Genomic DNA, 13,424 nt, shown 5'->3' with positions numbered 1-13,424 from the left:
TAATGTACGAATATTTTAAAGGAATCATCAGTAAAATTACAGCCAAGTACATCGTATTGGAAGTCAACTCTATCGGCTATATTCTTCATGTGGCCAACCCCTATGCTTATTCAGGGCATCTTCATCAGGAATCCAAGATCTATGTGCACCAGGTGGTGAGAGAAGACGCGGAGCTTCTGTACGGCTTTGCGACCGAGGAGGAGAAGCAACTTTTTCTCAGCTTGATCTCAGTCTCAGGTATTGGCCCAGTGTCTGCTCTGGCTATTATTGCGGCTGATGATAATGCCGGCTTAGTGCAAGCCATTGAGCAGAAAAACATCACCTACCTGACCAAGTTTCCTAAGATTGGTAAGAAAACAGCCCAGCAGATGGTGCTGGACTTGGAAGGCAAGGTAGTTGTGGCTAGTGATGACCTTCCTGCTAAGGTCGCAGTGCAAACCAGCGCTGAGAACCAAGAATTGGAAGAAGCTATGGAAGCCATGTTGGCATTGGGCTACAAGGCAACCGAGCTTAAGAAGATCAAGAAATTCTTTGAAGGAACGACAGATACAGCTGAGAACTATATCAAGTCGGCCCTTAAGATGTTGGTCAAATAGGAGATTTTTATGACAAAACGCTGTGGTTGGGTTAAAATGAACAACCCATTATATGTGGCCTATCATGATGAAGAGTGGGGCCAACCCCTTCATGATGACCGTGCTCTTTTTGAGTTGCTTTGTTTGGAAACTTACCAGTCGGGTCTGTCTTGGGAAACGGTACTAAACAAACGCCAGGCTTTCCGAGAAGCATTTCATGGCTATCAAATTCAGGAGGTCGCGGAGATGGCAGATGGGGAGTTGGAAGCCTTGTTAGAGAATCCAGCCATCATCCGAAATCGTGCCAAGCTCTTTACGACGCGTGCCAACGCCCAAGCATTTTTACAAGTCCAGAAAACCTATGGCTCTTTTGACACTTATCTCTGGTCCTTTGTTGAGGGGAAAACTATCGTGAATGATGTTCCTGACTATCGCCAGGCACCTGCTAAAACAGCCTTGTCTGAAAAATTAGCCAAAGATCTAAAAAAACGAGGTTTCAAGTTCACAGGCCCAGTTGCCGTTTTATCTTTTCTTCAGGCCGCAGGTCTGGTTGATGACCATGAGAATGATTGTGAGTGGAAAAGCGGAAATTAGTGAGCCCAAGCGTCTAACTATCTGAGAATATAGAAAAAGCTGAGAAATTTATCTCAGCTTTTTGATTATATGCTAGTAATTTTTATAGTGCAGTGAGAAATGTCAGTCCACCTAAGACAACGCCAGCTGAGTTTGGAATAATTAGTATCCAATCCTTCTTAGGTTCTTTTGTCCATCCGTAAATAACCCAAATTAAACAAGATACTGCTGCGGATAAAGGCTGGAATGGTTGAGCTTTGTTGCCTTGTAAATTGGCAAAAATTTGTGGGATGTAGGCGATAAATACAATAATCCCGATAAAGGCCCCGATTGAACCGACAATTTGATTTATTTTTTGTTTAGTCATATATACCTCCTTCAAAAAGATATCATAAAAATAAGCAAAATGCAATAAATTCAGACACAAATTGTAACGAAAATCAATACCAAAGCACAAAAATGGAGAAATTGTTTATTTTTTGTTATCGTCAAAGCGAATGACTTGCTCCTGTGCATCTACATAAGCATGGACGCCAAAGGGAACAATGGCTCTTGGCGTTGCGTGGCCGACATTTAGATTATAGACAATCGGGATATTGTTATCAATGATATCCAATAGTGCTTCCTTATAGTCGTCATAGAAGGTTTCATCCATTGGCTTTCCGACCAAGAGTCCACTGATTACCTCAAATACTCCAGTTTCTTTCAAAGTCTGCACCATCTTTTTGAAGTTTTCCGGCTCAGGCTTTTCTTCGCTTGTTTCTAACAAGAGAATCTTTCCTTCCCAGTCGGATAAGTCAGGGAAGAGTTTGTACTTTTGGCAGAGCTCAGTGCTGTCTGCGTATCGAGAGTTGTCAAAGATATCATAGAGAGATTCAAGGCAACCACCGAGGATTTCTCCCTCAAACTGGGCATTTCCTTGTAACAAGTCAAAACCAGTATTTACATGGCTGATACGAGCTGTTCCCAAAGCTTTGGGACTGAAGTCAGTTCTTTCCTCATACCAAACGTCGCTAGGGCGGATTTCTGAGATTCTTCCTGTTTCGATCAGTTCTTTAAAGTAGAGGAGGCTATAGGATAACATCTCCTTGTCCAATTCACAAATGTCTGCTAGAAAGGATTGCCCATAAAAAGTCTTGATCCCTAGTTTATGCAACATAAGGTGGTTCATGGTTGTATCTGAGAAGCCAAGAAAAATCTTTTGTTTGATAACCTTCTGTAGTTGGTTATTTTCAAAAAAGTAGGGCAATAAACGATAGGTATCGTCCCCACCGATGGCGCATAGGATCATGTCGATGCTATCGTCTGAAAAGGTCTGCATCAAATCCTCTGCACGTGCCTCAGGATGATCCTTGATAAAGTCCAAGCCCTTTAGCGAATGGGGCAAAAAGATAGGATTGAGTCCCAAATCCTTGAGACGTTGGAGACCCAAGTCAACTTCGTGTTTGACAAAATCCTCTCCGATAATGCCACTAGACAAACTGACGATACCAATAGTAGAAACCATATCTCATCCTCCTAGAAATAGATTGAGCCTATTCTATCACAAAAGATGAGAGAAAACTATAGGAATTAGAGTCAGAAGTACTATTGAATCTCAAGAAAGCAAGTGAAAAAGCAACCGCCTATGCAGTTGCTTTTCGTTTTTCTAATCTCACTAGATATGAGTTACTTGGTCAACTCTTGATTATAGGAGAGGGCTAAATCAATCCAGTAAGGAAGTTCTTTTTGACCTTCAATATCTAGGTCTATATAGCCATGATAAGGTCGCCCTCTCATCAATGTAGTACGAGCTCCTGTTCGGGGTAGAACTTGCTTTTCCATTTCTTTGCCAATTCTCACCATAACCAGCTCGTCCTTTCTGGAACTGACTGTAAGAACCATTTTCCCACGAATCATAAAGGCAAGGCCACCAAACAGTTTCTTTTCTTCTAGATCTTCTTCGAAAATTTGGGGAGGAAGTTTGAGTGCTAGAATTTTTCGAATCTGCTGAGCTAAGGATTGACTATATGCCATAGCGTTTCACTTTTCTTAATAACGGGATGGGCCCGCGCTTGCACTTCGGATGTTAAAACGTTTCTTGAGATAGAAGCGAAGGGCGAGAAGGGCAGCTCCCAGGATAGCCAAAGGCAATGGAGCAAGGACTGGATTGAGGTTGGCTGGTAGGAAGCTTGTTGCAAAGAAGACAACCAACCAAAGGACCATAGAGGCCAGGATGACGAGGATTGATTTCCAGAATGGAGGACGTTGGCTACGATCTGTGTCTGGTCCATAATACTGGTAGACAAAGTAGTACATCAAGTAAAAGGCAAGTCCTCCTACAAGTCCAACCAACAAGAGGGTAATCAACCCATAGCCAATAGCCTGATCTGTAGAGAAGAAGGTAGTCAGAGCGCTAACCAATGCAAAGAGACTGGTGATAAAAAGGGCTGAGTCCATAATCATGAGTTTTGGATCGTCATTTTCTTTTGGATGCTCTTTTTCGTATTGCTCCTTGACAGTGAAGCTATGAGCCCAGTGGGTTGGAGCCCCGTAGAGGGAACGTGCAGTCGTTCCTTTGGCTTGCTCTTCAAGGATTTTAGGAATAACTTCCTCAAAAACAGCCTTGATTTCAGCATCTGTTTTACCATCTTTGATAAATTGTTGGGTAGCGATGTGGATAAACTCTTGGTTTTTCTTAGTTAATTTTTGTAAATCAATCTGAGACATAGGGATTCCTCTTAGAACCATTTTTTATGGATGAGATAGAGAGTGAGCGAAACACTCATAGCAAAGGCGATAAAGACGATTAACCAGAAGGCGTGTGGTTCACCGTTTAAAGGGATTTCATTATCCTTGAAGTTCATCCCGTAGGCTGAGAAGATCATGGTTGGGACAGACATAACGATGGTCACGAGAGCCAGAGTTTTCATGATGTTGTTCTGGTTGTTGGAAATGATAGAGGCAAAGGTCTCTGTCATAGAGTGAAGGACATTTCCATAGATATCTGCCATCTCGATGGCCTGTTGGGTTTCAATTAGAGTGTCTTCGAGTAGGTCTTCGTCTTCTAGGTATTTCTTGATGTTGCTAGTTGCGCTGGTCAATTTCTTAATCACGCGCTCGTTCGTCTTCAGTGAGGCCTTGAAATAGACGATGGTCTTTTCCAATTCCATGAGCTCGATCAGCTCTTCGTTTCGAGTAGACTTGTGAAGTTGACTTTCGATTTGTTCACTCTTACGGTCGATCGAACGAAGGGCCGTAAGGTAAAGTTCGGCGTTGCGGTAGAGAATCTGGAAGATAAAGCGTGAACGCATGAAAGTGTAGAAATTGCGCAGTCTACGGTTGATAAAGACATCGAGAACAGGGAGGGGCTCCAAGCAGGTAGTGATAATGGTCTCCTCTGTGATGATAATCCCCAGCGGAATCGTAACGTAGTAGGTACGATTGTTTCTTTCCTCTGTGATGGGAACGTCCACGATGATCAAAGTATACTCGTCTTCGATGGTAATACGGGACATTTCTTCCGCATCGAGCGGTGCTCGAAGGTCGGCAATGTCAATGTCGAAGGCGTTGGAGATTTCCAGTGATTCATTTTGTGTAGGATTGACGAGGTTGATCCAAGTACCCGGTTCAAGCGTGTCGATCTCTTTAAATTCAGTTGTTGTTGAGAGAAAAACTTGTTTCATATCCCCTATCCTTTCCTACTATTCAGTGATTCATTTTTTGCACCGTACTATTATACTATAAAAACAGCTTTTTGGGTAATAGAATTTCACATTTTTTGGTATAATGGAAAGCAATAATAGACTAGAAAGAACAAAGATGCAAGATAAAATTGTGATTCATGGGGCGCGTGCCCATAACTTAAAAAATATTGATGTGGAGATTCCAAGAGACAAGCTGGTTGTTGTGACTGGTTTGTCAGGTTCTGGGAAATCCAGTCTGGCCTTTGATACCCTCTATGCTGAGGGCCAACGCCGCTATGTAGAGAGTTTGTCAGCCTACGCTCGCCAGTTTTTGGGCAATATGGAAAAACCAGATGTGGATGCCATTGATGGCCTCAGCCCAGCTATTTCCATTGACCAGAAAACCACCAGCAAAAACCCTCGTTCGACCGTGGGAACCACGACTGAAATCAATGATTATCTGCGTCTCCTCTACGCACGTGTGGGGACGCCTTACTGTATCAACGGACATGGTGCTATCAAGGCTTCTTCTGTAGAACAAATCGTGGATAAGGTTTTGGAATTGCCAGAACGCCAACGTCTGCAAATTTTAGCTCCGGTCATTCGTAAGAAAAAAGGGCAACATAAGAGTGTCATTGAAAAGGTTCAGAAAGACGGCTATGTCCGCGTCCGAGTAGATGGGGAGGTCTATGATGTGACCGAAGTGCCAGAGTTGTCTAAGAGCAAGCAACACAATATCGATGTCGTGGTCGACCGTATTGTCATCAAGGAGGGCATTCGTAGCCGTCTCTTTGACTCAATCGAGGCTGCCCTTCGTATCGCAGAAGGCTATGTGATTATCGATACTATGGACGATTCTGAGTTGCTCTTTTCTGAGCACTATGCCTGCCCGGTTTGTGGTTTTACCGTACCAGAGTTAGAGCCACGTCTCTTCTCCTTTAATGCTCCTTTTGGCTCATGCAGTGAGTGTGACGGTTTGGGCATCAAGCTGGAGGTGGATGTTGACTTGGTGGTTCCTGATACCAGCAAAACTTTGCGTGAGGGAGCCTTGGCACCTTGGAATCCTATCTCATCCAACTACTATCCAAATATGCTAGAGCAGGCCATGACAGCCTTTGGAGTGGATATGGATAAGCCATTTGAAGACTTGTCAGAAGAAGATAAAAACTTGATTCTCTACGGCTCGGATGGCAAGGAATTCCATTTCCACTATGAAAATGAATTTGGCGGTGTGCGCGATATTGACATTCCTTTTGAGGGGGTTGTCAATAATATCAAGCGTCGTTACCATGAGACTAACAGTGATTACACGCGCACCCAAATGCGTCTCTACATGAATGAGCTGACTTGTGGAACCTGCCACGGCTACCGTCTCAACGATCAGGCCCTGTCTGTCCGTGTTGGTGGGGAGCAAGGGCTACATATCGGTGAAATCTCAGATTTGTCTATCGCAGACCATTTGGAGTTGGTGAGCCAGTTGACCTTGTCTGAAAATGAAGCCATTATTGCTCGTCCCATTCTCAAGGAAATCAAGGATCGCTTGACCTTCCTCAATAACGTGGGGCTTAACTATTTGACGCTGTCACGTTCGGCAGGAACCCTGTCAGGTGGGGAGAGTCAGCGAATTCGCTTGGCGACTCAGATTGGGTCCAACCTCTCAGGTGTCCTCTATATATTGGATGAGCCGTCCATTGGTCTCCACCAGAGGGATAATGACCGCCTGATTGCTAGTCTGAAAAAGATGCGTGACTTGGGCAATACTCTCATCGTGGTGGAACACGACGAAGATACCATGCGCGAGGCGGATTATCTGATTGATGTTGGTCCGGGTGCTGGTGTTTTTGGTGGAGAGATTGTCGCTGCAGGAACGCCCAAGCAGGTGGCTCGCAACAGCAAGTCTATCACAGGCCAGTACTTATCAGGAAAGCGAGCGATTCCAGTACCAGAAGAGCGCCGTGCCGGAAATGGTCGTTTTATCGAAGTGACAGGTGCGCGTGAGAACAACTTGCAAAATATCACCGCTCGCTTCCCGCTAGGGAAATTCATCGCAGTGACAGGTGTATCGGGTTCAGGTAAGTCGACCTTAATCAACAGCATCCTCAAAAAAGCCATTGCGCAGAAGCTCAATCGCAATTCAGACAAACCTGGTAAGTTTAAGACGATTACAGGGATTGAGCATGTAGACCGCTTGATTGACATTGACCAGAGCCCGATCGGACGGACGCCGAGATCTAACCCTGCCACCTATACGGGAGTTTTTGACGATATACGAGACCTCTTTGCTCAGACAAATGAAGCTAAGATTCGAGGCTATAAAAAGGGCCGCTTCAGTTTCAACGTTAAGGGAGGCCGTTGCGAAGCCTGCTCAGGTGACGGGATTATCAAGATTGAGATGCACTTCTTGCCAGATGTTTACGTTGCTTGTGAGGTCTGCCACGGGACCCGCTACAACAGTGAAACCCTAGAAGTTCACTACAAGGAAAAGAACATTTCGCAAGTCTTGGACATGACCGTTAACGATGCGGTGGAATTTTTCCAACACATTCCGAAAATTCAACGTAAACTCCAGACTATCAAGGATGTGGGGCTGGGCTATGTAACGCTAGGGCAACCGGCTACCACCCTTTCTGGAGGAGAAGCCCAGCGTATGAAGTTAGCTAGTGAGCTCCACAAACGCTCGACAGGTAAATCCTTCTATATTCTGGATGAGCCGACGACAGGGCTTCATACTGAGGATATCGCTCGCTTGCTTAAAGTCTTGGCTCGCTTTGTTGACGATGGAAATACAGTCCTCGTCATTGAGCACAATCTGGATGTTATCAAGACGGCAGACCATATCATCGATTTGGGACCTGAAGGTGGTGTTGGCGGTGGAACTATCATCGCAACAGGAACCCCAGAAGAAGTAGCGGCCAATGAAGCCAGCTACACAGGACACTATTTGAAAGGAAAGTTAAAATAAGATTTAAAAGGCTCTGCTTTTTTAGGCAGAGTCTTTTTTATAATAAATTACGAATTTTTTCTTTTATAAATGGGTTAAGAGAATAGTGTTTATCCAGATATTCTAGGAGTGCTTGAGCAGACTCAGAAATGCGTTCGTAACCTTGCAAAAAGTGAGGTAATTGCTTGGCTTCCCTTGGATAACCTTCTTCAAATCGTCTGTTGGTATTAAAGATATCTATAAAATTAGATTTAGAAGTTGTTTCCAAACTGATTAGTTCAGTCCAAAGCTTGACGGATCTGTTTTGTATTAAATCATAAGCAGCTAATTTTTCGCCTCGCTGATAGCGACCTAGCCCTAAATATAGATTACATAAAATTTCTCCCAACAGCCATTCACGGTCTCTGTTATCTTTTGATGGCAGTCTTTGTGGCTGACAGATTGTTTCATCAAAACCGACCTCCTTCCAGATAATCTTGCCTTCAGAGAAGGGAATGTTTACTAGTTCGTGAGCTTCAAAGACAGCAAATTCACAAAAAACATCATCTTCAAATAGAACTTTATGTCCATCCACTGTATTTTGGTAGTGAAATGCAATTGGTTCTAGCTTACTTAACCAGGTTAGGTCTTGGATATAGGTCTGCTTGTAGCCATCTTTTACAATAACAAAGAAGTCTAAATCTGAGTACTGATCCAATCGTTCTCTTTCTGTTCCGCAAGAACCAAGTGCCAGCAAAGCTAGTGCTTGGTTCGAATTTTTTAGAGACTGACCAATCTCATCTAGTCTTTGTAACAGCAATTCTGTTTTATTCATATTGATACCTCATTCTTTCTTGTTTAACAGAAATTATACATTAAGCGCTTTCAAAAGTCAATTTTATCTAATCTTAGCTATATAGATTGTATTATTTTCGGTATTTTTTTGCTATAATGAATTGAATCATTTTACGGAGGTTTTCTCATGTTATCAAGAGTTGAAAAATTTGAAGCAGCCTTAAAACAGACAGAGTGTGATGCTGTCTTAGTAACCAATCTGAAGAATATCTACTATCTGACTGGTTTCAGCGGGACAGAGGCGACAGTTTTCATTAGTAAGTCGCGTCGGATTTTTCTGACGGATTCTCGTTATACTCTTATTGCCAAGGGCGTGGTTGAGGGCTTTGACATTGTGGAAACGCGCGATGCGGTTGGTGAAATTGCTAAAATCGTTGCGGACGACAAGCTGCAAAAAATTGGCTTTGATGACGAGATTTCCTATGCTTACTTCAAGATGCTGGAAAGTGTGTTTGCTGGTCATGAGCTGGTTCCAATGACTGATTTTATCGAAAATCTGCGGATGATCAAGGATGAGCAAGAAATCGCAACCATTCGCAGGGCCTGCCAGATTTCGGATCAAGCCTTCCTAGATGTACTTGATTTTATCAAGCCTGGTCAGACGACAGAGCTGGCTGTTATGAACTTTTTGGATGCCCGTATGCGCCAGCTAGGTGCTTCAGGTGCCTCTTTTGACTTCATCATCGCTTCGGGCTACCGCTCTGCTATGCCACATGGAGTGGCTAGTGACAAGGTCATTCAAAATGGTGAAACCCTGACCATGGACTTTGGTTGCTACTACAATCACTATGTCAGCGATATGACGCGGACTGTTCATGTGGGACAGGTGACAGATGAGGAGCGGGAGATTTATGATATTGTCCTGCGTAGCAATCAAGCTCTGATAGAAGCAGCCAAGGCTGGTCTCAGTCGGATCGATTTTGACAGGATTCCTCGTCAAATTATCAACGATGCAGGCTACGGTCCTTACTTTAGCCACGGGATTGGACATGGGATTGGTCTGGATATCCATGAAATTCCTTACTTTGGCAAGTCAGAAGAGCCAATCAAGGCTGGTATGGTCTTGACCGATGAGCCGGGCATCTATCTGGATGGAAAATACGGGGTTCGTATCGAAGATGATATCCTGATTACAGATAACGGTTGCGAATTGTTGACTCTAGCGCCGAAGGAATTAATTGTTATTTAAGAAAATTAAGATAAATCATTGACTTTTATATTTGAAAGGTTTATACTGATAGACGAAAACGGTAGGTGAGGCTACCATAGGGATACGGATGACTACCGCAAAGCAGTGGAGACACTACTCGTTGGTCAACAGTCCTGGTCGCGAAGGCCAAGACTAAGCTCATTTCATTGCCCTATGGAGTTAAAGCTTGAACGAAAAAACAGATAATTAGTTTTTTAATCCTGCCATTTTATGGTGGGATTTTCTACTGTTTTAGAACAAGGAAAGGAGACAAACGATGCAAATTGACGATCATCCAGAACCGCACATACACAGCCAATCGCTGATTTGTGTCGTTCTGCCCTTATAAAGTGATTGGTCTCTGTGTATGAAACACATCATTCATACAGATAGGAGAAACCAATGAAAACTACAAAAGAAAGATTAGCAACAGCTATTCACACACCTCTAAACGAAACTCTATCTTTTTATAAGACAAGTCTAACAGGCTTGACTGAGGAGCAGGTGGAGAAAAATCGTGACCTATATGGCGAAAACACCATCACCAAGGGTCAAGAAGACAGTATCCTCAAAAAGATTTACGAATCCATTATCAATCCATTTACAATCATCCTTCTTGTCATCGCTATGATTTCCATGGTGACCAATGTCTGGTTGGCGAAGCCTGGACAAGAAGATCCGACGACCTCTATCATCATCGTTGTTCTCGTTCTAATCTCTGGTGGCATACGCTTTGTCCAAGAATTACGGAGCGACAAGGCTGCGACCAATCTATCAAAAATGATTGTGAACACTGCCACAGTTATTCGCGAAGACCAGAGTTTAGAGGTCGCAATTGAAGATTTGGTCGTTGGAGATATAGTCAAATTAAGTGCTGGGGATATGATACCAGCAGATCTCCTTTTAATTGAATCACGTGATTTCTTTGTCCAACAGTCTGGTTTGACAGGCGAAAGTGACTCGGTTGAAAAACTGGCCTTGTCAAAAATGAGTCAGTCAAACTTCGATAGTCTGCTAGAAGCAGAAGCGCTCGCCTTTATGGGAACCAACGTGATATCAGGAAGTGCCAAGGCTTTGATTCTAGCGGTCGGTGATGATACCATGATGGGAGAAATCGAGCAGACTCTCAATACCTATGACGAACCAACCTCTTTTGAGCGGGAGATGAACAGTATCTCTTGGCTCTTGATCCGTTTGATGTTAGTCATGGTTCCCATCGTCTTTCTCTCCAATGGCTTGACAGATGGAGACTGGCTGGAAGCAGGTGTGTTTGCACTGAGTGTTGGTGTTGGATTGACACCTGAGATGCTTCCCATGATTATCACTGCTAGTCTAGCAAAAGGCTCCATTATCATGGCCAAGGAAAAAGTCGTCATCAAAAAACTCAATGCCATACAGGACCTAGGTGCTATTGATATCCTATGCACAGATAAAACCGGAACCCTTACCCAAGACGAAATTGTCCTTGAATATCCTTTGGATATACATGGAGAATTGGATTTATCTGTGTTGAGACGGGCCTATCTCAATTCCTATTTTCAAACCGGTTTGAAAAACTTGATGGACCGTGCCATTATCAGTAGAACTGAAAAAGAAGCTAAAGAACACGCTATTCTACAAAATTTGGATACTAGCTTCCAAAAAATAGACGAATTGCCCTTTGATTTTGAACGCAGACGGATGAGTGTCATCGTCAAGGATGAGAACGAAGTTGTTAGTTTGGTAACCAAGGGTGCTCTAGAGGAAATGCTTGCGATTTCAACCCATGTGGAATATCACGGTCAGATTAGCCCTCTGACGGATGATATCCGAGTGGAAATCTTAAAAGAAGTAGATCAACTTAATCAGCAAGGCTTGCGAGTCTTGGGAGTTGCCTATAAAACAGGCCTAAAAGAAGGTTTTGCTTACTCCGTTGAAGATGAAAAAGAGATGATTCTAACAGGATATCTTGCCTTTCTAGATCCACCAAAACCATCTGCAGCACCTGCTATCCAAGCTTTGTTAGAACACGGTGTTCAAACAAAGATCTTGACGGGGGACAATGAGAAGGTAACCCAAGCAGTATGCGAAAAAGTTGGTTTAGATGTTGATCAAATCTTGTTGGGTTCTGATATTGAAGCCATGACGGATGAAGAGTTGGCCCAAGCAGTTGAGAAAGTGACTGTCTTTGCCAAACTTTCTCCGGATCAAAAAGCACGAATCATTTTACAAATCAAATCGAATGGACATTGTGTCGGCTATATGGGAGATGGGATCAATGATGCCCCTTCGATGAAAGTAGCAGATGTGGGGATTTCTGTTGATACAGCAGTAGATATTGCCAAAGAAACGGCTGATGTCATTTTGCTAGATAAGGATTTGATGGTGCTTGAAAAAGGGCTGGTTGAAGGGCGTAAGGTCTACGCTAATATGACCAAATATATCAAGATGACGGTCAGCTCTAATTTCGGGAACATTTTCTCTCTGTTAGTGTCTGGTATCTTTTTGCCTTTCCTTCCTATGGCTCCGATTCACTTGATTGTGTTGAACCTAGTCTATGATCTTTCTTGCATTGCCTTGCCATTTGATAATGTGGATGAAGACTTTTTGAAACATCCTCATAAGTGGGAAGCAAAGTCTATTACTCGCTTTATGATTTGGATGGGTCCGATTTCTTCTGCCTTTGATATTTTGACCTTTATCTTACTCTATTTTGTTATTGTCCCAATGGCGACAGGTCAAGCTTATGCTCACGGAGCAGAGTCGGCAACGGGCTTTATCATTTTGTTCCAGACAGGTTGGTTCATTGAATCCATGTGGTCCCAAACCATGGTTATCCATATGCTTCGTTCAGCAAAACTTCCTTTCTTACAAAGTCGTCCATCATGGTTTGTTCTTGGAACAACCTTGCTAGCAGCTAGTTTTGTGACCTTCCTTCCCTACTCTTCAATTGCTAGCCTGCTTCATTTAACCCCTTTGGAACCAATTTATTTCCTCTTTTTGCTTTTGATTATCGTTCTCTATATGATAAGTGTTACAGTTGTGAAACGATTGTATATCAAAAAATTTAAAAGTTGGTTATAAATTGATTTTGTCAAGAAAAAAGTACGAAAATCGCGAAAAAAGTTAATTTTTTTTAAAAATAGGTCGCAAGTCGGATGTTTTTTATGGTATAATAGACTAAACTGATAGTAACATGTAGCGAAAGGGGTAGGTACATGATCAAAATTTATACAGTCTCAAGTTGTACTAGCTGTAAAAAAGCGAAAACCTGGCTCAATGCCCACCAGTTAAGTTATAAAGAACAAAATCTCGGTAAAGAAGGAATTACAAGAGAAGAGTTATTAGATATTCTCACGAAAACAGATAATGGAATTGCCAGTATCGTTTCGTCAAAAAACCGCTACGCTAAGGCACTTGGAGTTGACATCGAGGATTTGAGTGTCAATGAAGTGCTCAACTTAATCATGGAAACACCACGGATCTTAAAGAGTCCGATTCTCGTTGACGAGAAGCGCCTGCAAGTCGGCTATAAAGAAGATGATATCCGTGCCTTCTTGCCACGCTCTGTCCGTAATGTAGAAAATGCAGAAGCACGTCTACGTGCAGCTCTATAAAACATCAAGGCTGGGAGTGACTCCTAGCCTTGTTTGCTCTTTTGTTTTAAA

Annotated in this window: 12 protein-coding genes and 1 riboswitch; of the genes, 6 read left to right on the top strand and 6 right to left on the bottom strand. The window is 43.0% G+C overall.

Features of this window, described 5'->3' with window-relative positions; translation table 11 throughout:
- Positions 1-2 precede the first annotated feature (2 nt).
- Both ruvA and HMPREF1115_RS04280 read left to right on the top strand, forming a co-directional pair.
- Positions 3-596: a Holliday junction branch migration protein RuvA gene (ruvA, locus tag HMPREF1115_RS04285; protein WP_000273397.1), complete on the top strand. Its 594-nt coding sequence runs from the start codon at positions 3-5 to the stop codon at positions 594-596.
- Positions 597-605: 9 nt separating this feature from the next.
- A complete protein-coding gene (locus tag HMPREF1115_RS04280; RefSeq protein WP_000166570.1) occupies positions 606-1,169 on the top strand; it encodes a DNA-3-methyladenine glycosylase I in 564 nt (187 codons plus the stop codon).
- 82 nt (positions 1,170-1,251) lie between these two features.
- Here HMPREF1115_RS04280 and HMPREF1115_RS04275 read toward each other — a convergent pair whose 3' ends face one another.
- The 5 genes from HMPREF1115_RS04275 to HMPREF1115_RS04255 form a co-directional block, all read right to left on the bottom strand.
- Positions 1,252-1,515 (bottom strand): SemiSWEET family transporter, encoded by a 264-nt coding sequence (locus tag HMPREF1115_RS04275; RefSeq protein ID WP_000166112.1) that lies wholly within the window; start codon positions 1,513-1,515, stop codon positions 1,252-1,254.
- Positions 1,516-1,620: 105 nt separating this feature from the next.
- Positions 1,621-2,655, bottom strand: coding sequence for a S66 family peptidase (locus HMPREF1115_RS04270; RefSeq protein ID WP_000255121.1), 1,035 nt, complete (start codon positions 2,653-2,655; stop codon positions 1,621-1,623).
- Between the two features lie 161 nt (positions 2,656-2,816).
- Positions 2,817-3,164: a TfoX/Sxy family protein gene (locus tag HMPREF1115_RS04265; protein ID WP_000331820.1), complete on the bottom strand. Its 348-nt coding sequence runs from the start codon at positions 3,162-3,164 to the stop codon at positions 2,817-2,819.
- A gap of 15 nt (positions 3,165-3,179) precedes the next feature.
- Positions 3,180-3,857, bottom strand: coding sequence for a DUF1129 domain-containing protein (locus tag HMPREF1115_RS04260; RefSeq protein ID WP_000077994.1), 678 nt, complete (start codon positions 3,855-3,857; stop codon positions 3,180-3,182).
- 11 nt (positions 3,858-3,868) lie between these two features.
- The gene (locus HMPREF1115_RS04255; RefSeq protein WP_000815630.1) at positions 3,869-4,813 is read right to left on the bottom strand and encodes a magnesium transporter CorA family protein; all 945 of its coding nucleotides are present in this window, start codon (positions 4,811-4,813) and stop codon (positions 3,869-3,871) included.
- A gap of 136 nt (positions 4,814-4,949) precedes the next feature.
- Between HMPREF1115_RS04255 and uvrA the strand changes: the two genes are divergently transcribed.
- Complete coding sequence (gene uvrA / locus HMPREF1115_RS04250) at positions 4,950-7,775, top strand: excinuclease ABC subunit UvrA (protein ID WP_001152873.1); 2,826 nt, start codon at positions 4,950-4,952, stop codon at positions 7,773-7,775.
- A gap of 37 nt (positions 7,776-7,812) precedes the next feature.
- Here the strand turns inward: uvrA and HMPREF1115_RS04245 are convergent, their stop codons facing one another.
- Entirely contained in the window at positions 7,813-8,568 is a 756-nt protein-coding gene (locus HMPREF1115_RS04245; protein ID WP_001043931.1) for a hypothetical protein, read from the bottom strand.
- 147 nt (positions 8,569-8,715) lie between these two features.
- Between HMPREF1115_RS04245 and HMPREF1115_RS04240 the strand changes: the two genes are divergently transcribed.
- The 3 genes from HMPREF1115_RS04240 (at position 8,716) to spx (ending at position 13,373) form a co-directional block, all read left to right on the top strand.
- Positions 8,716-9,777, top strand: coding sequence for a M24 family metallopeptidase (locus tag HMPREF1115_RS04240; RefSeq protein WP_000952765.1), 1,062 nt, complete (start codon positions 8,716-8,718; stop codon positions 9,775-9,777).
- A 55-nt stretch (positions 9,778-9,832) separates the two neighbouring features.
- Positions 9,833-9,984, top strand: a riboswitch (M-box (ykoK) riboswitch).
- A 195-nt stretch (positions 9,985-10,179) separates the two neighbouring features.
- Positions 10,180-12,840: a magnesium-translocating P-type ATPase gene (gene mgtA, locus HMPREF1115_RS04235; RefSeq protein ID WP_000858851.1), complete on the top strand. Its 2,661-nt coding sequence runs from the start codon at positions 10,180-10,182 to the stop codon at positions 12,838-12,840.
- Between the two features lie 134 nt (positions 12,841-12,974).
- Entirely contained in the window at positions 12,975-13,373 is a 399-nt protein-coding gene (gene spx, locus HMPREF1115_RS04230) for a transcriptional regulator Spx (protein ID WP_000591165.1), read from the top strand.
- The last annotated feature ends 51 nt before the right edge of the window (positions 13,374-13,424 follow it).

This window comes from Streptococcus oralis SK610 (genome assembly GCF_000257455.1).
Classification (GTDB): Bacteria; Bacillota; Bacilli; order Lactobacillales; family Streptococcaceae; genus Streptococcus; species Streptococcus oralis_CB.
This window is presented reverse-complemented; position numbering and strand designations above follow the sequence as displayed.

Excerpts from the sequence above, each read along its gene's own strand:
- spx (WP_000591165.1), top strand. The coding sequence starts at position 12,975 with ATGATCAAAATTTATACAGTCTCAAGTTGTACTAGCTGTAAAAAAGCG.
- mgtA (WP_000858851.1), top strand. The coding sequence starts at position 10,180 with ATGAAAACTACAAAAGAAAGATTAGCAACAGCTATTCACACACCTCTA.
- HMPREF1115_RS04255 (WP_000815630.1), bottom strand. The coding sequence starts at position 4,813 with ATGAAACAAGTTTTTCTCTCAACAACAACTGAATTTAAAGAGATCGAC.
- HMPREF1115_RS04240 (WP_000952765.1), top strand. The coding sequence starts at position 8,716 with ATGTTATCAAGAGTTGAAAAATTTGAAGCAGCCTTAAAACAGACAGAG.
- HMPREF1115_RS04275 (WP_000166112.1), bottom strand. The coding sequence starts at position 1,515 with ATGACTAAACAAAAAATAAATCAAATTGTCGGTTCAATCGGGGCCTTT.
- HMPREF1115_RS04245 (WP_001043931.1), bottom strand. The coding sequence starts at position 8,568 with ATGAATAAAACAGAATTGCTGTTACAAAGACTAGATGAGATTGGTCAG.
- HMPREF1115_RS04265 (WP_000331820.1), bottom strand. The coding sequence starts at position 3,164 with ATGGCATATAGTCAATCCTTAGCTCAGCAGATTCGAAAAATTCTAGCA.
- ruvA (WP_000273397.1), top strand. The coding sequence starts at position 3 with ATGTACGAATATTTTAAAGGAATCATCAGTAAAATTACAGCCAAGTAC.
- HMPREF1115_RS04260 (WP_000077994.1), bottom strand. The coding sequence starts at position 3,857 with ATGTCTCAGATTGATTTACAAAAATTAACTAAGAAAAACCAAGAGTTT.
- uvrA (WP_001152873.1), top strand. The coding sequence starts at position 4,950 with ATGCAAGATAAAATTGTGATTCATGGGGCGCGTGCCCATAACTTAAAA.
- HMPREF1115_RS04270 (WP_000255121.1), bottom strand. The coding sequence starts at position 2,655 with ATGGTTTCTACTATTGGTATCGTCAGTTTGTCTAGTGGCATTATCGGA.
- HMPREF1115_RS04280 (WP_000166570.1), top strand. The coding sequence starts at position 606 with ATGACAAAACGCTGTGGTTGGGTTAAAATGAACAACCCATTATATGTG.